General features: G+C 52.2%; 14 protein-coding genes. 6 read left to right on the top strand and 8 right to left on the bottom strand.

What is annotated here, in order from left to right:
• Positions 1 to 74 precede the first annotated feature (74 nt).
• Positions 75 to 2,348, bottom strand: a complete 2,274-nt coding sequence (locus SH302x_RS08425) for a protein kinase domain-containing protein (protein ID WP_479368288.1) — start codon at positions 2,346 to 2,348, stop codon at positions 75 to 77.
• Positions 2,349 to 2,440: 92 nt separating this feature from the next.
• Positions 2,441 to 3,820 (bottom strand): dihydropyrimidinase, encoded by a 1,380-nt coding sequence (hydA, locus tag SH302x_RS08420; RefSeq protein WP_479368287.1) that lies wholly within the window; start codon positions 3,818 to 3,820, stop codon positions 2,441 to 2,443.
• Between the two features lie 189 nt (positions 3,821 to 4,009).
• On the opposite strand from hydA, the gene dnaE reads away from it, so the two are divergent.
• The gene (gene dnaE, locus SH302x_RS08415; protein WP_479368286.1) at positions 4,010 to 7,591 is read left to right on the top strand and encodes a DNA polymerase III subunit alpha; all 3,582 of its coding nucleotides are present in this window, start codon (positions 4,010 to 4,012) and stop codon (positions 7,589 to 7,591) included.
• Between the two features lie 37 nt (positions 7,592 to 7,628).
• On the opposite strand, the gene SH302x_RS08410 is transcribed toward dnaE, so the two are convergent.
• A complete protein-coding gene (locus tag SH302x_RS08410) occupies positions 7,629 to 7,976 on the bottom strand; it encodes a P-II family nitrogen regulator (RefSeq protein WP_479368285.1) in 348 nt (115 codons plus the stop codon).
• A 645-nt stretch (positions 7,977 to 8,621) separates the two neighbouring features.
• A complete protein-coding gene (locus SH302x_RS08405; RefSeq protein ID WP_479368284.1) occupies positions 8,622 to 9,542 on the bottom strand; it encodes a sugar phosphate isomerase/epimerase family protein in 921 nt (306 codons plus the stop codon).
• Positions 9,543 to 9,783: 241 nt separating this feature from the next.
• On the opposite strand from SH302x_RS08405, the gene SH302x_RS08400 reads away from it, so the two are divergent.
• Genes SH302x_RS08400 through SH302x_RS08390 form a run of 3 tightly spaced genes read left to right on the top strand, consistent with a single transcriptional unit; the run spans position 9,784 to position 13,370 of the window.
• Positions 9,784 to 10,851, top strand: coding sequence for a peroxiredoxin family protein (locus tag SH302x_RS08400; RefSeq protein WP_479368283.1), 1,068 nt, complete (start codon positions 9,784 to 9,786; stop codon positions 10,849 to 10,851).
• Positions 10,852 to 10,856: 5 nt separating this feature from the next.
• The gene (locus tag SH302x_RS08395; RefSeq protein ID WP_479368282.1) at positions 10,857 to 11,522 is read left to right on the top strand and encodes a sigma-70 family RNA polymerase sigma factor; all 666 of its coding nucleotides are present in this window, start codon (positions 10,857 to 10,859) and stop codon (positions 11,520 to 11,522) included.
• A gap of 51 nt (positions 11,523 to 11,573) precedes the next feature.
• A complete protein-coding gene (locus tag SH302x_RS08390; RefSeq protein WP_479368281.1) occupies positions 11,574 to 13,370 on the top strand; it encodes a serine/threonine-protein kinase in 1,797 nt (598 codons plus the stop codon).
• A gap of 11 nt (positions 13,371 to 13,381) precedes the next feature.
• On the opposite strand, the gene glgX is transcribed toward SH302x_RS08390, so the two are convergent.
• Complete coding sequence (gene glgX / locus SH302x_RS08385) at positions 13,382 to 15,466, bottom strand: glycogen debranching protein GlgX (protein ID WP_479368280.1); 2,085 nt, start codon at positions 15,464 to 15,466, stop codon at positions 13,382 to 13,384.
• A gap of 140 nt (positions 15,467 to 15,606) precedes the next feature.
• A complete protein-coding gene (locus tag SH302x_RS08380) occupies positions 15,607 to 15,768 on the bottom strand; it encodes a hypothetical protein (protein ID WP_479368279.1) in 162 nt (53 codons plus the stop codon).
• 120 nt (positions 15,769 to 15,888) lie between these two features.
• Between SH302x_RS08380 and purM the strand changes: the two genes are divergently transcribed.
• The gene (gene purM, locus SH302x_RS08375; protein ID WP_479368278.1) at positions 15,889 to 16,947 is read left to right on the top strand and encodes a phosphoribosylformylglycinamidine cyclo-ligase; all 1,059 of its coding nucleotides are present in this window, start codon (positions 15,889 to 15,891) and stop codon (positions 16,945 to 16,947) included.
• A 102-nt stretch (positions 16,948 to 17,049) separates the two neighbouring features.
• Here purM and SH302x_RS08370 read toward each other — a convergent pair whose 3' ends face one another.
• A complete protein-coding gene (locus SH302x_RS08370) occupies positions 17,050 to 21,390 on the bottom strand; it encodes a beta strand repeat-containing protein (RefSeq protein WP_479368277.1) in 4,341 nt (1,446 codons plus the stop codon).
• A 237-nt stretch (positions 21,391 to 21,627) separates the two neighbouring features.
• Entirely contained in the window at positions 21,628 to 23,166 is a 1,539-nt protein-coding gene (locus SH302x_RS08365; protein ID WP_479368276.1) for a BBP7 family outer membrane beta-barrel protein, read from the bottom strand.
• Between the two features lie 238 nt (positions 23,167 to 23,404).
• On the opposite strand from SH302x_RS08365, the gene SH302x_RS08360 reads away from it, so the two are divergent.
• Positions 23,405 to 24,286 carry a uracil-DNA glycosylase gene (locus SH302x_RS08360; protein WP_479368275.1) on the top strand — a complete coding sequence of 294 codons (882 nt, stop codon included), beginning with the start codon at positions 23,405 to 23,407 and terminating at the stop codon, positions 24,284 to 24,286.

The raw sequence follows: 24,286 nt of genomic DNA, 5'->3' as shown, positions 1-24,286 counted from the left end.
GTAGTCCGTTTCATTGAATCCGGTGCTTTGCCTATCAGCATTGCAGAAGCAACTGCCGTTTGGCCAAGGCGACATTACGCTGGCGGCAGGGGGTGGGCCCTGCGGTTTTGTGCAACTGGATACATTCGCAGTCCGAAGTACCAAAGCAATCCAATCACCGCTAAAACAACGAAAATGGCGATCCCGAATTCACGTGTCATCGCGTTGACTAACTCTTGCACGGGTTCAGCGGTCTTACGAGCAGGCTCCTGAACCAGGACCAGTAACTCTCGTCCAATGCCATCACCTCGGCTCGCATCGACCGCTTTGTCGCCCCGATAGGGCAACCGAATCGTCTCCAACGTGGCAATCCAATCGCCTGAGAAACGATCCCCGGCTGGATGCGCTGACGCTGGATCACGGTAATTCAGAAGGCCTCCGCGCCGAAGTGCCGACAATTGTATCGGATCGATTCTCAATGACGCATTGATCGCTCGGTCACTTTCAATCCGGCCCTCCTCCTCTGACTGGTTGGCCAACACCTCCAGCAACGGATGCTGAACAAGGTCACCTTCATGTTCACCTATCCGACCATCCACCAAGACCGCGAATCGATCGGCAGTCGCACCTTCTACCGTTTTGGGCGCATCGCTTGCTTCTGCATCGTTGGCTAACAACCGAAAATCGCCAAGATTGATGGTCACGACCAAAACGCCCAGCGGCTCTCGTGATGGAGTAGACGGTTCGGCTGCATCATCAGCATCACCTGCATTGCGAGTAGTGACGACAGGTGTTGCAACAGCGATTTTCCAATTGCCCGTTGTCGTGGATTTAAATGGTGGGCTCAAATGAGTTACCGGAAAGACGGCGTACTTTTGCAAATCCGAACTGGCTCCGCCATCCTTCGCGCCGCCATGAAAATAACTGCGATAAGCGAAATTCCAGCCGACACGGGTCGTTTCGACTTGCTCGGCAAACGCCGTTGCGATCATGGTCCCTCGACTATCTAGCACGAACATCGAATCGAGTTGGGCGGCATCATTCGCCTTGCTGTCCACGGCATTGAATCTCGCGAACACGCTGATCAAATAATCTTTCAATTTGTGTCGCTCAGGATTATCAATTAGTTTTTGATACCACTGAGTCGGAGGCTCTGGAGCAACCATTTCATCCCAAGCAACCTGGGGCAGCGCATCAACGGTTGCGATCAATTGCTTGTGCAGCGCTGGCCGATTCGCTTCATCCTCGATCAACTGGTAAAGCGTTGCGATGTCGCGTTCCATCGTCCTGGCCGCTAGCCTAGCGGCAAACGCATTGGACTGGCTGGCAACTTGTTGTAGTCGCAAGGTGCTTTGCTGCTTGGCGGTAGATATCCCACGCCAAAAGAACAACGACATCACGGCTAGCAACAACACCGGCCCCACGATGCCCAACAACGTCAGTGGCTTTCTTAGACGTTGCGCATCGCGATGGGCTAAAGCGTCGATTACTTGCTGAACGTTCTCATACCGATCCTGCGGTTGAGGCGACAACATGCGATCAATGATTGCTGCCAACGCCTTATCGACACCGCGCACTTTCAAATGCCGCTTGGGCAAGGAGGAACGCTGCAACATCGTCCGATACTTTTCCAAACGTTCAGGTAGATCTTTTGCGGTCCGCAAAGTGGTGATGCGGTCCGAGGAAAAATAAGGCGGTTCGCCCGTCAACATGCAATAAAGAATGGCCCCCAGCGCATACACATCCCATTTGGAATCAGGCATCGCGGTCAAGTCCGCTTGCTCGGGAGCCATATAGAACAACGTTCCCAAGCTGGGAGTCTGTTCGTCTGACATCCTGCTTTGTCCAAAGTCCGCGATTCGTGGTTGCAATTGCGGATCCAGCAAAATATTCGCTGGTTTCAAATCGCAGTGCAAAATACCGCGTCCATGCGAATGCTTCAGAGCGGTCAGGATTTGCGAAAACATGTGCAGCGCATGCGGGACACTTAAATGCCCCCCGCGTCGAATCAAATCATCCAGCGAACCGTTCTCAAGATACTCCATTACATAGTAGGGAGGCTCATGATCCCAACCGACCGCTAATACCTGCACGATATTTCGATCTGCGGCCATGCTGACCAAATGCCGAACTTCTCGCGAGAGCACTTTCCAATCCATTTTGGAATGGTGCAGATAGAACTTGATCGCCACGTTGCGTCCCGTGTTCCGATCGACGCCCACCCACACTTGACCGAACGCGCCGCGACCCAGCAAATGGTCGATGCGATAGCCTGGGATTTGAGCGGGCGGAACCGTCGGCACGCGGCTCATTTCCTCGGCCTGCATCTGCTCGCCAGCGGTCTGGAATTCGGTGAAGTCTTTACTCATGAGCGTTCTTCCATCTGTTTTGCATCCATCCAATTGAACGCAGCATATCGCTCATTGGTTCGCCAATTTCTAACTCAATGGCAGTTCCTAACTCAATGGCAAGGTTGTCTCGCAAGAAACTCTCCATGACCTAGGCTGCCAACAAACTTACCGCCTTGCACTTGAACCTTCCCACGCACTGTTACCACATCGGCCCGTCCTTCCACTGGCCACCCCTCAAAGGCACTGTAATCCGTGGCCATGTGATGCGTCTTGGCCGAAAGCTGGCCGCGATAACTTGGATCATACACGACCAGGTCTGCATCGCTGCCGACAGCAATGGTACCTTTGCGAGGAAATAGCCCGAATAGTTTCGCCGCCTTTGTACTGCCACATTCTACCAATCGATTCAAGTCGATATGGCCTTTGCACACCCCGTAACTGTAGAGCACGTCAATCCGATGTTCCACACTGGGTATACCGTTAGGGATCAACGTGAAGTTGTCGCGACCCATTTCCTTCTGACCGTGAAAATCAAAAGGCGCGTGGTCGGTGCCAACCGTATCGACATCACCGCGAGCAATCGCTTTCCAAAGAAATTCTTGATGCTCCTTTGCTCGGATGGGAGGTGACATGACATACTTTGCACCCTCGAAATCAGGCTTTTGAGCGTAAGTATCATCGAAGACCAAATAGGGCGCGACGGTTTCCACCCAAACCTTCAATCCGCGCTTGCGGCCAGCCATCGCAGCATTCACCGCTTCACGACAACTGGTATGCACCACATAGACACTTGCGCCCGTCATCTCCGCAAATCTCAACAAGTGCTCGACACCGGAAGCTTCCACTACGGTCGGCCGCGACGGCTCATGCCATTGCGGCCCCGTCTTGCCTTCTGCCAGTAACTCTTGTTGCTTGCGTGATACCAAAGTTTCATTTTCACAATGGGCTGTGACGATGACTCCCAATTCTTTGGCCAACTTCAGCGTCTGGTAAAGTTCGTCGTCATCCACGCCAAAGAAGCCTTTATATGCGAGAAAGACTTTAAAGCTGGCCACACCCCGTCGGACAATCTCTCGCAGTTGCTGCTGGGTCTCTTGATCAAAACGTGAGATTCCCATGTGAAAGGTATAATCACAGGCTGAAATCCCTTCCGCCTTGCTCTTCCACAGCTCAAACGCTTCCAACGCGTTCTCTGTGCGGTTCGGGCAACACATCTCAATCAACGTGGTAGTTCCCCCCACCAAAGCCGCTCGAGAGCCACTCTCGTAGTTGTCCTTGGCAAAGGTGCCCATAAACGGCAGATAAATGTGAACGTGTGGGTCAATGAAACCTGGAAAAACGTATTTTCCTGTCGCATCAATCACCGTCGAATCGGGCGGTGCCTGTAATTGCGAACCAATTCGCGTAATAGTTTCTGATTCGCAAAAAATATCCGCCGTATAGCTGTCGGTGGCGGTAACGATATTCCCATTTTTGATTAGCAAGGACATGTCAAGAGGCTTTCTTTCAAGATTCAATTCTGTCAAATTGCAACGTCCGAACCAACCGCCGACTGTTTCGGATTGATCGCATCTAGTTTAGCTGCCAAAATACCATCTCGGCTAGCGGTGCAATTCAAAAGGCACGTTACTAGAGTCCGCTTTCTCATTTTTCTCTGCTTACGGTCAAGGATCGATTCGATGTCGCAGCGCCCGTTCGTCCATCTTCATTGTCACAGCCATTATAGTTTGTTGGATGGAGCCAGTTCCATCAACCGCTTGGTCAGTCGAGCCAAATCACACGGCATGAACGCCCTGGCCCTAACCGACCACGGAAATTTGCACGGCGCGTTGGAGTTTTACCGCAAAGCGAAAGATGGCGGCATCAACCCCATCCTGGGCTATGAAGCCTACGTGGCTCCGGGCTCACGATTCGAACGCGATGCGTCGTCCAGCAAAGAGGCGGCCTACCATCTAACGCTGCTGGCGCAAAACAAAACCGGTTTTCGTAACCTAGTCAAACTGGCATCCATGGCCTCACTAGAAGGATTCTACTTCAAGCCGCGGATCGACAAAGAGATCCTTGAAGCTCACAGCGAAGGTATCATCTGCTTGAGCGGATGCGTATCGAGCGAATTCTCGCGCACGATTTTGAAAGGCGGCGATGTTGAAACCATTATCAAGGATGCGAAACAAGTCGCTCATTGGTTTGAACGCGTCTTCAAAGACCGCTTCTACGTCGAAGTCATGAACAATGGCCTCGAGATCCAAAGGCAACAACTGGAAGGTGCTGTCGCCGTCGCCAACCACATGGGCTTGCCAGTGGTTGCCACCAGTGACGCGCACTATGTCGATCAAGAAGATTCCGACGTACAAGACGTGCTACTGTGCATCAGCACGGGTAAGTTCCGAACCGACCGTAATCGCATGCAAATGGAAGGCGACCAGTTCTTCTTGCGTAGCCCGGAACAGATGTACGAATCATTTCCCGGCTTGGAAGATGCCGTTGCAAGATCTCAAGAAATCGCCAACTCGGTGAATATCGAATTGGACTTGGGAGTCCGCAACTTCCCATCCTACAAACTACCGCCTCAGCGTACTGCCGATGATTATTTGCGTGAACTATGCGTGTTGGGTTTAAAAGAACGTTATGCCGACCAGCCTGATATGCTGATCGATGGCGAGTTGTCCCAGGTAGTCCAAGATCGCTTGGATCGCGAACTAAACGTGATCGCTAAACTTGGATTCTCAAACTACTTCTTGATCGTATGGGACTTTGTTCGCTACTCGCGGGAGATCAATGTGCCAGCCACCGCCAGAGGTAGCGGGGTAGGGGCCATCGTTTGCTACGCGCTATATATGTCGCACGTGTGTCCGATCAAATACGATTTGCTGTTCGAACGATTTTTGGATGAAAGCCGCCTGGAAGCTCCCGATATCGATATCGACTTTTGCCAGGAACGCCGCATCGAAATCATCAAGTATGTCCGCGACAAGTACGGCGCAGAAAATGTCGCCCAAATCGGAACTTTTGGTACCTTGAAAGCCAAAGGCGCCATCAAAGATGTGGGCCGAGCGTTGGGGATGCCGCTGAGCCGAGTCGCCGAGATTACGGAAATGGTTCCCGATGATTTGAAGATTACGGTCGCGACCGCTATCGAGCAGAACTCGGACCTCAAAGCGCTGTATGAAAAAGACAACGACATCCGCGAGTTGCTGGATTATGCCAAAAAGATCGAGGGCATGGCTCGCAATATCGGAACGCACGCCGCGGCTGTTGTCATCGCCGACAAACCATTGACTGAGTATGTGCCACTGGGCCGTGGAACCGGGGCAGACGACGTGATCACGCAGTGGTCGATGGGCGACGTTGAAGACGCCGGCTTGCTGAAAATGGACTTCTTGGGGCTGCGCAACCTTACAATCCTCTCCAAAGCCGTCGATCTGATCGAAGAAACGCGTGGGGAACGGATCGATCCACTGAAGTTCCCGCTGGAAGATTCCGCCACCTTCGCATTGCTACAACGTGGCGAAACCAAAGGGGTCTTCCAGTTGGAAAGCGGCGGGATCCGCGACTTGCTCCAACGCATGAAGCCCGACAGCTTTCACGACATCATCGCTACCAATGCGCTCTACCGCCCAGGCCCGCTGGAGGGGGGGATGGTCGATGACTATGTAGCGGTAAAACACAAACGCAAAAAAGCGGAATACATCCATCCGATTCTCGAAGAGATTCTGGCAGAGACCAACGGCGTGATGGTCTACCAGGAACAAGTCATGCGTATCTTAAACCGCTTGGGTGGAATCGAGCTGGCCAAAGCGTACACCTGTATTAAGGCGATCAGCAAAAAGAAAGAAGCGCTGATCTCGGCCAATGAAGCGAAGTTCATGGAGGGGTCCACCGCAAAAGGACTCACCGCCAACGAAACGCGCGAACTATGGAATATGATTCTTAAATTCGCTGGCTATGGCTTTAACAAAAGCCACTCGACAGCCTATGCCTTGATCGCTTACCAAACGGCTTACCTGAAAACACATTACCCCGTCGAGTTCATGGCCGCACTGCTGACAGGGGATATCGATGGACGAAACTTTAAACGCAAGGACTCGCTGGTCGAACACCTGGAAGATTGTTCGCGGATGGGTGTTGAAGTGCGCCACCCCAGCGTAAACCATTCGAACGTCCACTTTAGCGTCAAAGAGGGAGCGATCTACTTCGGCATGTCTGCGATCAAAGGCTGTGGCGCTTCGGCGGCCGCGGCCATTGTCGCTGCAAGACAAAAGGACGGGCAATTCGTAGATTTGTACAACTTCTGCGAACGCGTCGATGCTTCGTCCTGCAATCGATCCGCCATTGAATCCTTGATCAAGAGCGGCAGCATGGATTGCTTTGGCCTCAAGCGTTCGCAGTTGCTCGCCACGATGGAAAAGGCAATTCAAGCGGGTATGGCCAAAGCAAAAGATCGTCGCAGCGGTCAATCCAACCTGTTCGCCATGTTTGACGAAGTCGTTGAAGATGAATCGGCAGCCATCGCGGCCTCCTACCCAGACATGCCCGAGATTGACGAAAAAGATCTGCTCGCTGGCGAGAAAGAAGTCCTAGGCTTCTATCTATCAGCGCATCCTTTATCAGCCTACAAGCCGACCCTAGAACGTATCGGCACCACCTCGACATCCGAACTCAAACAAAAGAAACGGCGCGAAGAGGTGATGGTCGGGGGAATGATTTCATCAATTAAAATAGCTCACACGCGCAACCCGAAACCCAACCAACCCAGCAAATACGCTAACTTCGATCTCGAAGACTTCGATGGAAACGTGCGTTGTATCATGTGGCCCGACCAGTTCGAAAAGACCGGCGAATTGGTGCAGCATGATGCCGTCGTTATCGTACGTGCTAAAGTTGACAAACGCGGTGAAGACGAGTTGAACTTGATCATCGATGAAATGATTCCGATCGACGAAGCCGAATCGCATTTCACTTCCGGCATCCAAATCTTCGTCCAGGAAAAACACTCAGCGGACGAAGCACTGCCCAGTAAGCTGCGTGAAATCTTGCGGGGGTATCCTGGCAACCGCGATGTGACCCTAGCCATCCGATTGGATCGCGGCGAAACAGTGCATATGAAGACCAAACAATATCGAGTCTCCATCAACGACGAATTACGTCGACGACTGGACGATTTGTTGGGACCGCAATCGCACCGTTTGACAGTCGCCAAGCCGAAACTTAACAAAGCTCCCGCCGAAAACCAGTTCCGGCAGAATCGCCAAAACGCCTAACGTTCCTCTGCCAATCATTCACGATCTAGGTTGCGATCTAGATCGCTTCGGAACCGCGTTCACCAGTCCGGATTCGTACGCACTCATCCAGCGGCAAGACAAAGATCTTGCCGTCCCCGACGCTTCCATCTTGGCCACTTTTGGCCGCTTTCACGATCGCGGCAATCGTCGGTTCAACAAAGTCCTCGTTGACCGCAATTTGCAGTTCTACTTTGCGTAGCAAATTGGAGGCAAACGAAGGGCCTTGATAGCCAACATGCTGCCCTTTCTGACGCCCAAAACCCTGGCAGTCCAGCACTGTCAATCGTGAGACTTCAATCTCGGTCAAGGCTTCTTTCACCGCTTCCAGCCGACTGGGTTGGATGATTGCGATCAGTAACTTCATACACGTTTATTCTTGTGGCAAGGCTTCGAGACGTCAGAGTGTCGATAGTTTAGTTTGGCCAGCGAAAATCGACTACCGAGCCAACCGACCTAAATCCACAAGCAACCATCGCGGGCGTTCCATTTCCACCCAAGCTATCTTGAAAAGCAAGCTGGAATTGAACTTGTAAAATAAAAAAAGCTCGAAGACACCCCGACCTGGATAAGTGAGGCGGACACTTGTCACAGGTCATTGGGGCACCTTCGAGCTTCTGGGCAGAAGCTCTTGGCTTCGAGGTGTTTCAGATTATCGCCCTGGGCCACCACGTGGGCCGGTAGCACCAATGCGGTTTGAATCGCATCGGTGCTACACGGTCGCAACGCTGGGTAGTTCGTTGTTCGTTAAAATCTCCTTATGCAGTCTGCATGCCAATCCCGCATCACCATGCCACCAATTGTGCACAAACCCCAGCGAGACAAGGGTTTAAGGAATAAAAATTTAATTCGGAAGTTTGCAACCAGCATCGCCATGCACGCGATGTTTGCATTGCATCGCAAAGTTGCTTAAGAAGTAGGCACGACCGAATGAGCGCAGAAAAAAGCCATGCAAGATTTTTCGTGCATGGCTAACAGAGTTTTTTACTGCGTGCTTATCGCGAATTGGCTGCTATTCAGCGTTCGCATAGGCTGGCTGATAGAGATCGACGAACATCTCTGGCTTACGCGTCTCGGTTGGCACTCCAGCGGCCGCGAGAACTTTATCCAGGCAATCTTGCGCATGAGACACAATCGCATCTCGTGTCATGCCACTCAGCGTTGACTGATGACCAGCGGCAGCCACCGGGCCGTCATAGCCTTGTGCCGCCAAGTACCCGACGATCTCGGTGTTCTTCACTAAGCGGTCTTCACCGGGCATTAGGCGATGCTTGGTGCTGGCGTTTTCTGGATCGGTTTCCGGAGCCGCATCCGCCAAACGCAAAGCAACAACTTTGTCAGCCGGAATCGATTGCAACTGAGCCAACGTGCCTCCGCCCAAAGTCCATGACCATGTGTCGATGACTGCTCCGACGGCCGGGTGATTTATCGCATTGAAGAATGCCAAAAATCCTTCCGTATCAGCCACAAACTTGAACTGCTTGTCGGCCCGGAACTCCTTGGCCGCCGTAAAGTGCAATCCCAACTTCATGCCCTTTTCGCCCATAGCATCACCAACTTGCGTGACGCGTTTTCGCAGCACCTCAAAGTATTCATGATAAGGCAGCCGATCTGTGCCTGCGGGCAACCGCAGGTAGCCATTGGTCGCGTTTACCTTAGAGGCCGTTTCAATTGTGTCAGGAAGTTCGCCAATTGCTTTCTGAAATGACTCTTCATCAGAATCAAGATCGACAGGCACTTCGTAACCACTGACGCCCAGCTTTGCACTCTTCAGATAACGTGCGGCATGATCAAAGTCACTTCGTTTGCTGCGCTTGACCAAGTCCTTTAAGTCAATGTCCAGCCCCTTAAAACCATAAGTCATCGCCAATTCAATCAATTCGCTTTGCCGACCAGAAATACCCAACACCGCTGGGTTTAAATTCTTGTACATCCGTTGTCTTATCCTTTGAGGCTTCTCGCCAATGTTGAATAATGAGAGTAAAACAGGTAGGTAGTGGTATGTAACCACAGGGAAACCTTAAAGTATTGCACACTCAGGCTAGTATTCCTAGGGCTATTTCCCAGTGCAACGTCTCCGTGCTCAAGCTAGCTACTATGAGGGCCAAATGATTACACGATGGACTCTTGATTGTCTAGGTACCAACCACACGTGCTTGACGCAAGCATGTGCGATGACGCTCAGTCTTGTGGCCTTATTCACTCAGCCCGTGAACATCTGCGCGCAAGAAACGATCGGGACAGGTGTGGCCGATACGACATCCGGTTTGGCCCAAACGCCGCCGGCCCCCACGCCCACCCCCTTGCCAGAATGGGAAGCGATTCAGCAACCCCCGACGACGCGGCCAGCGGAACTTTTAGAGTTCATCTCCGGTATTGCAAAGCGTCAGCCTGCCACTCGCGATCAATATCTAGAAATGCAGTCGGCCATCAAAATCGCTTCTGAGGTGGCGCTAAAGAATCTGCCGGATCGATCAACTGAGCTAGCCTCGGAACTCGAGAGCCATTTTATGAATAGCTCCGTTCTCTTGATGGGTAATGACGGAAAAGATGCTCAGCAGGCAACGATGAAACGCTTTACCGACTATCTAAAGACGAAGACCGCTCCCACCAATAGTGATCTAACAATGGCCTTGCTGGCTGGCCAAAACCTTGAACAACTGGATGATCGCAGTATCGCCAAAAAAGCTTACGAAGAACTGGTGGTGATCCTCGAATCAAAAACCGGTGGTGACTATTCAACTTGGGTCCAAATGCTCAAAGGGAACGCTCAGCGGCTAGAATCTTTCGGCAAAACCATTGAACTGGCGGCTACAACTCTGGAAGGCCAAGCATTTGATCTGACCCAGTTCCGGGGCAAGTATGTGCTGCTGTACTTCTGGGCGACTTGGGACCGCGTCACCCCCACGGAATACCCGTACTTGAAGGAAGTTTATCTAAAAAACCGGGACGCAGGATTTGAAATCGTATCAATTAGTTTTGACACTGAACGAGAAGCGTTAGCCACTTTTGTAAAGGATAACGAAGTCCCCTTTACCGTTTTGTGGGAGGCAGGTGATGAATGGTCGCCTAAAATTGTCCAAAAGTATGGCATCAGCGCTATCCCAACGCCTATCCTATTAGATAAAGAAGGTAAAGTGATTCATCTGGAGGCCCGCGGGCTGATGCTTGGAAAACTCCTTAGCGATCTTTTGTCGCCAGACCCGAAACAACCAGTGGCTAGTCCCGCAGTAGGTGAATAAAACGCATGCCAGAACCGCTTTGGCCCAACCATGACAAAACCGATGAACTGCTCGCCAACGCAAAGGAAGGCGACAATCGTGCTGTCGATTTGCTGCTGGAACGGCATCGTAAAGCTCTGCGCCGGATGATCGAAATGCGTTTGGACCAGCGCGTTATGCGCCGGGTCGACGTCAGTGATGTGCTGCAAGATGTAATGATCGAAGCCAGTCGACGCCTGCAAACCTTCCTGGCCAACCCGCCAATGGCTTTCCATCTTTGGATTCGCCAGATTGCGAAAGACCGCATTATCGACGCCCATCGCCGACACGCTGTTTCGGCCAAACGCAGTGTCGAACGCGAAATGAGCTTAACGGCCCCAGCGAAACTGGACCAATCCTCCGTGGAACTGGCCGGTCAATTATGCGATCACGAATTGACTCCCGCCGCAGCCGCAACCCAACGTGAGATCGCTTCACAACTCGAAAGCGCGATCCATCAACTGCGAGATCAAGACCGAGAGATTATTTTGATGCGTCATTACGAGCAATTGAGTAATCTTGAGGTCGCTCAAAGCCTCGGTTTGACTGAGCCGGCTACGAGCATGAGGTACCTTCGCGCGCTTCGCCGACTAAGAGAATTGCTCAATCAACAAAACAGCGAATTGTTACCACCAGACCAAACCAAAGAATAACCCCTTCCAAGATTTGCTTCCGTTGCCTTCGCAACGCACAAAGTAGCCTCCATGACATCGCACAGCCGCGATCGCAATTCTGATATGGTTTCATCCGAGTCATCGGTCCCCCCCGCGGAAAACCCGCTGGCCGATACGGCGGAGTTTCCGAACCGGCCCTCCTTGCCTTTAATGAGCTATGATGTGCCTACGAAATCGTATTTGGATGGAGAGCTCGATGAGGAGTTTGACGAGCATGACGAAGCGCTCGCAAAATGCATTTCGGAGCTGACGGATAAAATTCAACGAGGAGAGAACATCTCGTTGATTGAAGCCTGCGATACTTATCCCGCATTCGCCGCTGATCTGAAAGAGCTTTGGGGAACTATCCTAGTGACCGATGCCATCGGCGGAGCAAGCTCCAGCCAGGGCTCTGCCCCCATCGAAGGGCACAGGGAAATTGTGTTGCCGACGATTTTAGGCGACTTTGAACTGTTGGAAGAAATCGGTCGCGGTGGTATGGGGGTGGTATATCGCGCGTTTCAACTTAAGCTAGGTCGCGAAGTCGCCATCAAAATGATCCAAACCGGCCGCTCGGGCTCCAGCGACGAAATGAAGCGATTCTTTGTCGAAGCAGAATCAACCGCTCGACTAAATCATCCGCACATCGTACCGGTCTACGAAGTCGGCGAGTTGCAAGGCCGCCCATTCTTTTCCATGGAACTGGTGCGCGGACAGACGCTGATGCATCGCATCAGCCAAAGCCCGATTCCCCAGCGCCGTGCTGTCCAAATCATCGCGCCAATTTGCCGAGCTATCGCCTACGCGCATCGACAGGGCATCATCCATCGGGATATCAAGCCAAGCAACATTTTACTAGACGAACATGGCACACCCAAACTAACCGACTTTGGTTTGGCAAAACTGATCGATAGCGAGCAAGATGCACTGACCAAAACCGGCGCAATCCTGGGCACCCCCACCTACATGTCCCCTGAGCAGGCCACGGCGCAGGAACGCGAGATCGGTCCCGCCTCCGACGTCTATAGCATCGGGTCGGTTCTGTACCACGCATTGACCGGACGCCCCCCGCTGGTCGCTAACTCGCCCATCGAACTTGCGATGAAGATTGTCGAGCAAGATCCGCCCGCCCCACGCTTGCTTGAGCCACGACTCGACCGCGACTTGGAGATGATCGTCGTCCGCTGCTTGCAAAAGCCACCCGATCTGCGCTACAAATCCGCGGATGATCTAGCCGATGATCTGGAAGCGTTTTTGCGTGATGAACCGATCAGCGCTCGGTCTGGACAGTTCACTCAGATTCTCGCTCGCATTCTGCGCGAGACGCATCATGCACCGGTCTTGGAAAACTGGGGCCTGCTTTGGATATGGCATTCGTTAGCCCTCTTGATCGCTTGCACGATGACCGAGTGGCTTCAATTTTCTGGAGTGACGAATCGATACGCATACACAGCGTTATGGACATTAGGCTTAGGAGCCTGGGCCGCAGTATTCTGGGCGCTGCGCCGGCGCATGGGACCGGTCACTTTCGTCGAGCGGCAGATTGCCCACGTATGGGGAGCAAGCATGTTTGCCATCGCGGCTCTATTTCCGCTCGAATGGTGGCTTGATTTGCCCACCCTGGCACTTAGCCCCATGTTGGGTGTGATCACAGGAATGGTCTTCGCAATCAAGGCGGGGATACTCAGCGGAGCGTTCTACGTACAAGCGGCGAGCTTATTCGCTTCGTCGATCTTCATGGCCCTTTATCCCGCTTACGCTCACGCAATTTTTGCCGTCGTAAGCGGGTTGGCTTTCTTTATCCCTGGACTTAAGTATTACCGCCAACGCAAGAAGCGAGAGCGGTAATAAGTTGGGCTTTAGCAGTCCGATACATAAACTGCACAAGACCGGTACATCATCTGAACATGTCGCGTCGCGGGCAGTTCAGGGCCATCCATATCCGGAAATATATCGTTCGGACTTGGTGACTGAGTGTCCATGAACAATCGCCAGCGAGTTCCACGCACCGATTCGGGCATGATAAACGTACGAGTTTCAGGAGTGCCATTAAATAGCATCAGAATATCGCGTCCGAAACCATTCGGATCAGCCGACGGAGCAGGTTTCGCTAACCAGCAAACAACAGTCCCATCAGGGGCATCCCAATTGATCGCTTGGCCAGTGGATTCAAACCAACTCACGTCAGGCACGCCGCGTTGATCTTGAGGTCGTCCCGTGAGGAATTGGTCACGCAACAAGGAAGGTTGGCTCTTGCGAAATTCGATTAAAGTCTGCACGAATCGCAACAAGTCTTTGTTGCTTTCGACCAAATTCCAGTTGAACCAAGAGATATCGTTGTCTTGGCAATACGCATTGTTGTTGCCCTTCTGCGTGCGACGTATCTCATCGCCCATCACCATCATGGGCACTCCCTGACTGAGCAGCAGCGTGCTCATCATGTTCTTAATCTGTCGCAGTCGCAATTCTTCAATCGACTTGCGCCGCGTCGGCCCTTCTACACCGTAGTTATCGCTGGCGTTATTGTTATCGCCATCGCGATTACCTTCGCCGTTGGCTTCATTGTGCTTATCCTTGTACGAGACAAGGTCGTTCATGGTGAAACCATCATGCGACGTAATGAAGTTGATACTGCAAAACGGAGCTCGTCCAGCATGTTCGTACAGATCGCTTGAGCCGCTAATGCGCGTGGCAAGTGCACCCGTCAGTCCACTGTCGCCGCGCCAATATCGACGAATGTCATCGCGATATCGTCCATTCCATTCAGCCCAACGCAAGTCACCGAATGATCCAACTTGATACGCACCTGCTGCATCCCAAGCTTCTGCGATGATCTTGGTATCAGCCAACATCGGATCTTCTGCAATCATCTCCACCAACGGAGGATCTGGCATCAAATTACCATATCGGTCACGCGACAGGATGCTGGCCAAATCAAAGCGGAAACCGTCGACGTGATAGTTGTGTACCCAGTGTCGCAAACAATGGAAAATCAGTTCGCGACAGATTGGGTGGTTCCCGTTGAACGTATTGCCGCAGCCGCTGTAGTTGTTGTAATACGCCCCCCCCCCACTCAAGATGTAGTAGACTTGATTCTCCAAGCCCTTGAACGACAGGACAGGGCCCCGTTCGTTGCCTTCGCAAGTGTGATTGAAGACGACATCCAGGATGACTTCGATTCCTGCTTGATGCAGCGCCTTGACCATTTCCTTGAACTCGTTGACCTGAGCCCCCGGCGTCTTATCATGAGCGTAACCACGGTGCGGCGCAAAGAAAGCTAGCGGATCGTAGCCCCAATAGTTCGCTCGTTCATGGACATGACCGTGAAAATCATTGGTAGGGAACTCATGCACCGGCATTAGCTCAACCGCGGTAATTCCGAGGCTCTTTAAGTACGGAATCTTTTCAATGATACCGAGGTAAGAGCCAGGATGCTTGACCTTGGCAGTCTTGCTCTGCGTAAAACCTTTTACATGCATCTCATAGATGATCGATTCTGACAAAGGCCGTCGCACATGGCGATCGCCCTCCCAATCGAAATGATCATCAACAACGACGCATTTCGGCGGCCGAATCAATCCATCGGTGGATTTCTGAAAAACGCCCGAGAGCGCTTTCGCATAGGGATCGATCAGGCGAGCGCTGCCGTCGAACCATTGACCAATTTCAGGATCAAAAGGACCGTTGGCTTGAAAGTGATAAAGTTGTCCTGCTTTGAGGCCTGGAATAAAGACACTCCAGACATCCCCCCAGCGATCGGTGGAACGATCAAGCTCAATGATTTCGCTTGGTTCACGATCTTCAACATCGTTATATAGGAGGATTCGCATCGCGGTCGCTGACCGCGAGAATATAGTGAATTGGACGCCACGATCGGAGACGTTCGCTCCGTATGGCAGTGTATAAGTGAATTGTAATTCAGGGAGCGGTTGCCGCATGAGCATGGCCGGTCTGCTTCCTTTCCGAGGGCGAGGTGATTTGTTCGTCGATGTGTTCGACCTAGACAAGCCAACCATAGCACTCCCCTTCCTAGGAAACGTGACTCAAATGTGGATATTGGTGCGAAAAAACAGAGGATGAAAGTCTAATGCGACAAGTACAAAAACTCTTCTAGCTTGGCAAACTTTAACGCTTTCGGTAGAACGCCGCCCGCCCGCAGCTTTCCTTCTGACCTCCAATTACGTTCAATATCTGCATCGTACCCACCTCGCCCCCCATGCAATAGTCTTTTTATCGACTTTTTCACGGATGATTGCCAGCAAGATTCTGCGGGTCCACCCTAACAGAAATGGCTTGTGTCGGTCATAATCTGGCTCGAACATATTCCATTTAGCACCTTGATTTGGTGTCAAACTAGAAGCCTGAAATGACAACTTACAAAGACAGCGGCGTAGATTTAGAGCTCTATGAAGACGCGATGCGTCGGCTACCGAAGTTAATGCATCGGACCTTTAGTCCACGAGTCATCCGCAATGACGGCGGCTTTGCGGGACTGTACGCCCTAGATTTTGCCAATTCCCTGTTCGCGCGAAACTACAAAGAACCCGTCCTGGTCTCAGGTACCGATGGTGTTGGCACCAAACTAAAGGTCGCTTCCATGTGCGGACGACACGATACCATTGGTATCGACTTGGTTGCCATGTGCGTGAACGATTGTTTGTGCAACGGAGCCGAACCGCTTTTCTTCTTGGACTATATTGCGATGTCTCGCGATATCCCACCCCTGCTGGAAGCGATTGTCCGCGGCGTTTCCGAGGGATGCATCCAAGCCGACTGTTCTTTGCTGGGCGGCGAAACTGCCATCATGCCCGACATTTATCATGGTGATGAATATGACGTTGCGGGCTTTTGCGTGGGCGTGGTCGATCGCAAAGATATTATCACCGGAAAAGAGATTGTCCCCGGCGATGTCCTGCTGGGCGTCGCATCGTCGGGTTTACACAGCAACGGGTACTCATTGGTTCGCAAAGTCGTCTTCGATAAAGCCAAACTCGCCATCGACGCGTATATTCCCGAGTTGGAGAGCACCGTGGCCGATGTCTTGATGACTCCAACGCTGATCTACGCCAAACTTGTTCGACGTGTACTACAACACTATCGAGTCAAAAGCGTTGTGCATGGCATCGCCCACATTACAGGCGGCGGACTGCTGGAGAACACCGAGCGAATTCTGCCCTCAACGGTCGATCTTGTCTTTGAGCGTGGCACTTGGAGCGTTCTACCAGTGTTTACCTGGCTTCAAGAACTTGGCCAAATCCCGCCTTCGGAAATGGACCATGTCTTTAACATGGGCTTGGGATTAGTCCTGAGCGTCAGCGAGTACTATGCCGACAACATCCGCAATATGATCGCCGCAGAAGGCTATGAGGTCAGCGTCATTGGACGTGCTGAAGCCGGTAGCGGCAAAAGCCGTTACGCGAGTTGATCGAGCAGAGCATAACGGCTCATGACATCCACCCCGAGTTTGCGCCGCATGCTTCGAAATCGCCTCTGCGGCTCGCACGGAACTGCCCTAAATCAATTCTGCTTAGATGAAGCCCAGGGCAGCCATCTCCTCAAGGTCAATACAGGACAGATCCATGATGCTCAGTGGTACTATCTCTCCGAAAGCATATCCCGACGCGGTTTGACTGGCCGTGACACGGATTCCGGAGATTAAGTCATTACTACTGACCGTCCCACCACCAGAGCCCACCGTTTCAGCTCCATCGATAAATCCTGCTGGTTGAACTTGTCTTAGGCTGTAAGTCCCAACCCTCAGATTCGAGAATGCAAATTGGCCATTCGCGTCGGTCACGACAGTGATCGGCGTTATAGGTGTGCTGGTACCATCGACAACGCCAGTCAACTCAATCGTCACCCCGCTCAGCGGTCGGTCAACGCCGGGAGTCGGCGAATTGCTACGATTTGCGTCGATATAAACAAGCCCGGTGATTGCGCCAAAGCTGCGTACGACAGTCGTGTCCGTTGCACTGTTATTGTTAGTATTGGTCTCTCCAGAACCACTCGCAACCGAAACTGACGTCGTATTGCTAATCAACGTTTCGTCAGGGACATCGTTTCGTACACTAGCAACTATGGTGATCGTTGCTCTCTGTCCTGACGTCAGAGTCGGAATGGTCCCACTGACGGTACCGGCGCTTTGCGTGAATGTACCAAGCGTACTTGCGACACTTACAAAGGTTAATTGCGCTGGCAGCACGTCGGTGACGGTAATCCCGCTGGCAGTCGATGGCCCACTATTGGTTACCACAATCGTGTAAGTCAAATTCTGTCCGACGGCGATTTCGCTGACCCCATCGGTTTTCGTGACAGTCAGATCAAAACTTGGATTAATCGTCGTGGTTTCCGTATCACTGACACCAACCGTATTGTCGGGACTTGTTAACGTTGCGGTATTGGACACCGATCCCACAGTCGTTCCCGCGGCGGTCACGTTTAGAGTGATCAGTGCGCGATTGACCGTCGAACTTCCATTCGCCAGCAACGTACCTAAGTTCGCTTCTAAACGATTTGTCGCCGAATTGAATGTAACCGTTCCCGTGCGAGGAACCGTTTCGTTGACGGTGAATGTACCACTTACAAAGTTCACGCCAGCAGGCAACGGATCGCTGAAAAGTACGCTAGGTGCATCAGCAGATCCACTATTAAACGCGGTGACGATGTAAGAGAAAGCTGTGCCTGCCAAAACCGGATCGGCCGTATCTGTCTTATTGATATTCAGTACTACCACGCGATCCAACGTGTTGACATCGCTGTCCGTGTTGGGACGAGTTCCAATCTCAAAGGTTCCGGCATCGTCTGCTGTAACTGTGGCCGTGTTGGTAATGCTTGTTCCCGTCGCGCTAGGCCGTACTCGGACAACCAAATCAATCGTGCGTGTTTGGCCAGATGCAAGCGTTGGAATAGTGGCGGTGAAATTTTGCCCAGTGATGGTTCCGATACTCGCTGAGTTACTGGTCGCCGAAATGAACTCGAGCGAAGCTGGCAATGCGTCAGTGACCACCACGTTCGTGGCTGCACTCGGACCATCGTTGTTCACCGTCAGAGTGTATGTTACCAATTGGCCAGTAGTGACAGAACTAAGGTTATCGTCTTTGGTTATTAGCAGATCAAAGCGAGGCTGCACGGTGACTGACACTGAGTCTGAGTTGTTGCTGGTCACGGTATCTGTAAAGCCCGTCAATCTGTCGACGGCGATAGTCGCCGAATTTACGAAAGCTCCAGGTGTAACCGATGTGCCAACGTCCACAATGACTTGCACTGTCGCAACTTGATCCACAGCTAAATCACCAACATTCCAAATGAAATCGCGAGTGGAAGTGACATCGCTCACAATGCTCGTTGGATTGCCGACCGTAGCTAATGTAAATCCAGCAGGGAGATCGTCATCGACTTCAACCCCTGTCACTGCCGAAGGACCGTTGTTGGTTACGGTGAGTGTGTAGGTCACTTGCCCTCCCACGCCCACTGTCGGTGACGAAACCGTCTTGGTAATTCCCAAGTCCAAATTTCTGACAATCGTGTTGGTGTCATCCGCCGTTACCGGTGAACTGTCGTCTGAGTCGGCAGTAGCCGAATTGGTGATACTGGTTCCCGTGATCGCTGGATCGACGGCTACCACAATCTCGACCACCATGGTTTCGTTGACGTCCAGCGATGTCACACCGGCCGTGATTTGATCGCGTCCGCCCACGTCAGCGACCTGCGGATCGCCTTCGCTGCCTGTTCCAAAGCTTACGAAGGTATAGCCGACGGGCAACAAGTCGGTCAACGTGACATTGTTCGCGGTAGAAACGCCCGTATTAGTTACGGTCAGCACATAAGAAAACTGATCACCGGGACTGACTGTCGTGCGAGAACCGTCACTTTTGGTCAATGTTAACACCGCATTGCGAGTGATGTCCGTGTCGGCGTCATCTTCGTTATTCGCTGGATTGGTATCGATTCCATCAGAGGTCACAGAAGCAACGTTGCTGAGCGTGGTGGCAGGAGCCGCCGGATTGGTTGAAACCACCACAGTCAATACTTGACTAGTATTGGCCGCCAACGTGGCAATCGTTGCAATCAATTCTGCATCGGGGTCTGTTTGCTCCGTCCAAATCGCAGAAGATGTACTGCCGTTCGTACCGTTAGGAACAAAGGTTACGCCAGTTGGAAGATTATCGGTTACAACGACATTCGTCGCTGCGATTGGCGAGTTATTGGTCACAGTCAACGTGTAGGTGATATTACCACCAGCATCGATTGTCGCCGTACCCGACTTGGTAATCGAAACATCCAACTCGGGTGTGAAACCAAAATCGACGGTTAGATTTGAGTTACCATTATTGGATGGTTCTGCGCCCGCCACCAAAACGATCCCGCCAGAAACGGTGTTCCCGCCAGATAACGTACCATTGTCGTCATCGTCAACGTTGTCGCTGGGGTCCGGTGCCGCTCCCGACACATTGTTCCCTGTACTGGTCGTGCGATTGGCTAACGCAGTCTGGCTGTTATCAATAACGATAATGTAGCTTTGCGATGGACTATTGGGTAACAGGTTCGTGAACAGATAATTCCCGTTGCTATCGGTCGTCGCGGTCACTGGGTTACTGCTTCCATCCAGTACCGCCGTTTCACCCGTGTCTAAAATGCCGTTGCCGTTAGCATCCAAGAATAACTGCAGTTGAACCCCCGCGATGCCAACTTCGCCCGTATCGAACAAACCATTATTGTTCGAATCCGCGAAAACCAAATCTCCGATCGACATCGGGTTAAGGTTTGGCAGATCCTGTGTGATGACCGTAGGTCCAACAGTCCCAGTGAAGTCAATCATCCCATCGACTGAACTGGTAACTGCAACCTCCAGAACGACAGCGCCAACGCTTTCGAGGTCAACGTTCGTAAATGAACTGAATGGAATAAGGAATTCTTCCAGGACGTTGGCCAACCCCGTACCGGCCACCAACTGAGTTACCGTTTGGCTATTGGTCCCGTCGTATACCGTGACTGCCACGAAAACGTCGAAATCAGAGAATGCAGAAAAGGCGAAAGCGGTTCTTGTTCCGCCTTCGGTAATATCGATCCCACCCAATCCATTTTGTTCAACCGTTTCTTTTTCCGCTGGTAAGGTATCTGCTGCTCCATCATAGATTACGAAAATGGTTCCAATCGCATCGGTCGACCCCTCAAATCGCAAACGATTCGCTGCAGCCCCCGCACCATCCACTTCGGCCGTCACATTTCCGCTAACGCCCGTATTGTCAATAAAGATGTCTCGCTGGCCACCAAGCACGCCTGGGATGTCCTGGCCATCGGAAGCTGTTGTACCCGGAGCGGCTGTTACCAACTGAGCTCCGCCGCCCGATAGACCTGTATTATAATCGTCGATGATTGTCTCACTGCCCTGAGCCTGCAGCGGAGTGATCACGACTGTGTGCACTGTTTCGCGGACTAACAGCCCGCTACTGTCACCAGACCCAATCGTCTGGCGCACAAAATACGTACCAGCTTCCAATCGATCGAACTCGTAAATGCCTTGCGCATTGGTCGTGACGTTCGCCAGTGCAGGTCCATCGTCACCGGTAGGTTCAAAGACACCGTCTCCATCATCCAAGAACAGACTTACCGATACGTTGGCTAGCCGCGTTTCACTACCAGAATCGAAGACACCGTTATCGTTGGCATCCAGAAATGCAATGCCGGTGATCGTCGCCAAGTCAGTAGCCAGCAATTGACGATTTTCCAGTTGCTCAAGCTTCAGCAACCGCCGGTCACGACGAGTTCGGATTCTGCGGTTCGATTTTGGCTCACGGCTGAAAATGCTGAGTAAATTTCGAAAAGCGGCAGGCAGCATTTTGAACGCTCCAAGAGGACTATTACGCATATATGGGTCGAAGCGAACTTCGGGCATCTATCAGGTTTATCGACGAAGGAACCCATCCCCCAAAGCTTCACTGGGACAAAGGAACACATTTTAAGACCGATTAAACGCATATTTTGCCTAAACTAACAAAACAAATGGCTTGGTACTTTCGACCCTTTTCGAGTGCGAGAGTTCCAAGCCATTCTGCTTTTTAGACAAAATCATTCGCCTGCACTAAACGGCAGCATCCGACATTCCTTACCAGCGGTATTCCGCTCCTACGTTGAAACCATGGATAAAGTAGTTAGACAGCTCGATCGCAGGCAACCCTGGCCGACGCAGTCCAACGCCACTTCCTGGACCGACTTCTGTAGGAATAAAGTTCCTGTTGATGTCCAAATCGATCTGGTCTCCAGGTCGAGCCACATTCGACCAGTAAATCATGGTGTATCCGAAGGTCACCCGCGTTCGTTCCGTAAGCTGGTATCCCAGAGTCGCTCCGACCTCAGGAACGACGCTGAACTGATTGCTGCTATAGGTTCCGATGTTCGATGGCAAAGCCAGTAAACCACCAACTCCCGCCGTCGTCGTCGTTCCTACGGTAAACTCCGATGAGCCTGCGATGTCGACTTCTGAGTTAGTGTTGCCGAACGCGGTTCGTAACAACAGATCCAAAGTCCAGTATCCGCGGCGTCCTTGCCACATGAATCCGATCTCTCCACCGTTAAAAATATTGCGAGCATCAAAAATGTCCGTTTGGCTGATGGAGCTTCCAGGCGCTGCCGTTGGATTCGTCGTCGCTCGGATACGGATACCTTCGTTAAGCTCCAGTGTTCTCCATCCAGCAGTTGCGTCAACACGTGCTTGAGTCGCTACGGGTGTGCAAAAAATCCAAGATGTCTTGCACGAGTCGCCGCAGCATAGTGCCTTGCGAAGCCGAACCGCTCCACCTTGTAGTCGACTAGTCGCGTCCACGTTGATTGAACCGGTTGAATTCCCTGTTTCTGCTATACGGATTGCATTTTCTTGATTTCGATCGATATCATAAAATGGACGGCCAATGAACGGTGCTCCCGTCGATCGTTGCTCGAAAGCAAACTCTGCACTGCTCATGCGGAAGTATTCAAGCTCGATACCTAGATTGGGGTTATTGGCAAACCACCAACCAAAACGCATGCGTCCTCCATCAATCGCATCGGTCAACAGACGGTCGTTGAGCGAAGAGGCATTGGTCGACACGTAACCAGGCGCGGTGCCTGTTACCAACTGAGGCACATCCATTCCACGCTGATACCAGTTCAGGTAATCGAACTGTGCCCAACCGTGGCTCGGCAAGCAAATCGCCAACTGACGTGAACCCGCTGGCGGATTGCAGATGTTGACGCCACCAAAACCAAGAGGTGCCGCACACCCGCCAACACCACATCCACCACCGCAACTATCGCAGCCAATGGAAGGTCCTCGGTCAAAAACGATTGGGCCACTGGCCATCGGCATCGGCATATGTTCGTCATAAATGACTTCACCAGCTTGCATTGCACTGGCTTTGACGACCGGATTAGTTGCCTTTTGCACGCCTGTTCCCACAGGCCGTCCAGCTTTGTCTTGAACAGCTACGGCAGGCTGTGCAGCCGTGGCGGCCGGACTAACCTGGCGACGTGAACTGCTCGTGGCCGGTTCAGCATTTCTTGCTGGAACGGTGGCTGCAGGCGAGCGACGGGCCGGCGTCGGCTGTTGAGCCTGTAAGTCCGCTGCAAAAGCGGTTAAGATAAGTCCGATGGCAATGAGACGATTCACTTTTCTGCCTTCCGTGCGGAAAATCAATGTATAACCCGAACATTCGCGTTACTGGTTGGGCTACTTGCCTCCAGCTCACGAATCCAGCCCCCGTCCTTTGGTACTCATCGACCACCCCAACCGTCAAACTTAATCAAATCGGCAAAATCTTTGCAATAATTAAACTCGATGCAACCAGAAAAGACGACTCATCCACCCCACACCACCCAGCCCTAGCAGCTTAACACCCACTATTGCGATGATGCAGCACTCCGCAGAGAACAATCTTCAACTGGGAATCGCGCAAGCGCTCGAGAACTTGCATCGAGCGGGCGTTCATTGGCTGCCCCGCGGCGATTCGAAAACGATCGAAGCATGGATGGTAAGCCATGGGCAGTCGATCGTTGCCGACGTTCCAGTCTCCAGTTCCAACGCCACCACAGCGGCCTCCCATGTGAATCCGCAATTGAGCTCCAATTCTCAAGAGCTCTCGCTCCCATCGCCGCCGCCCAAACCCGCCCCCGTTCAAATCGAATTGGCTCCCAAAGGAAACTGGACAAGCCGAAAACTGAAGCTGGCTGATCGACTAGTAGTGCTCAACGACGAAGCGAAGCTTGTTGCCGCTTGCCAAAAGTGCCCGCAACTTGTTGCTTCGCGAACCAAGACGGTTTATGGCGTGGGCAATGCAAATGCGGAACTGGTGTTTGTAGGGGAAGGACCAGGGGCCGATGAAGATCGTCAAGGCATCCCCTTTGTCGGCGCTGCCGGTCAACTGCTAGATAAAATCATCGCAGCCATGAATCTACGTCGCGACGATGTCTACATTATGAACGCAGTCAAATGCCGCCCGCAAAACAACCGCACGCCGACCGATGAAGAAATATCCAATTGCCAACCTTTCTTCATCAAGCAACTGGAGGTACTGCAACCACGATTTATCGTTTGCTTGGGGGCCGTCGCTTCACGAGCAGTGCTCCAAACGACCATGGGCATCGGCCGACTACGAGGTAAGTTCCATCCCTATGGAGCGGCCCAGGTCGCTGTCACTTATCACCCAGCTTACTTGCTGCGAACTCCCGAAGCCAAAAAGCTGACCTGGGAGGATATGAAGATGGTCATGGCCGCTATGAAATCAAACTAA

It is taken from the genome of Njordella calcicola, assembly GCF_056494125.1.
This window is presented reverse-complemented; position numbering and strand designations above follow the sequence as displayed.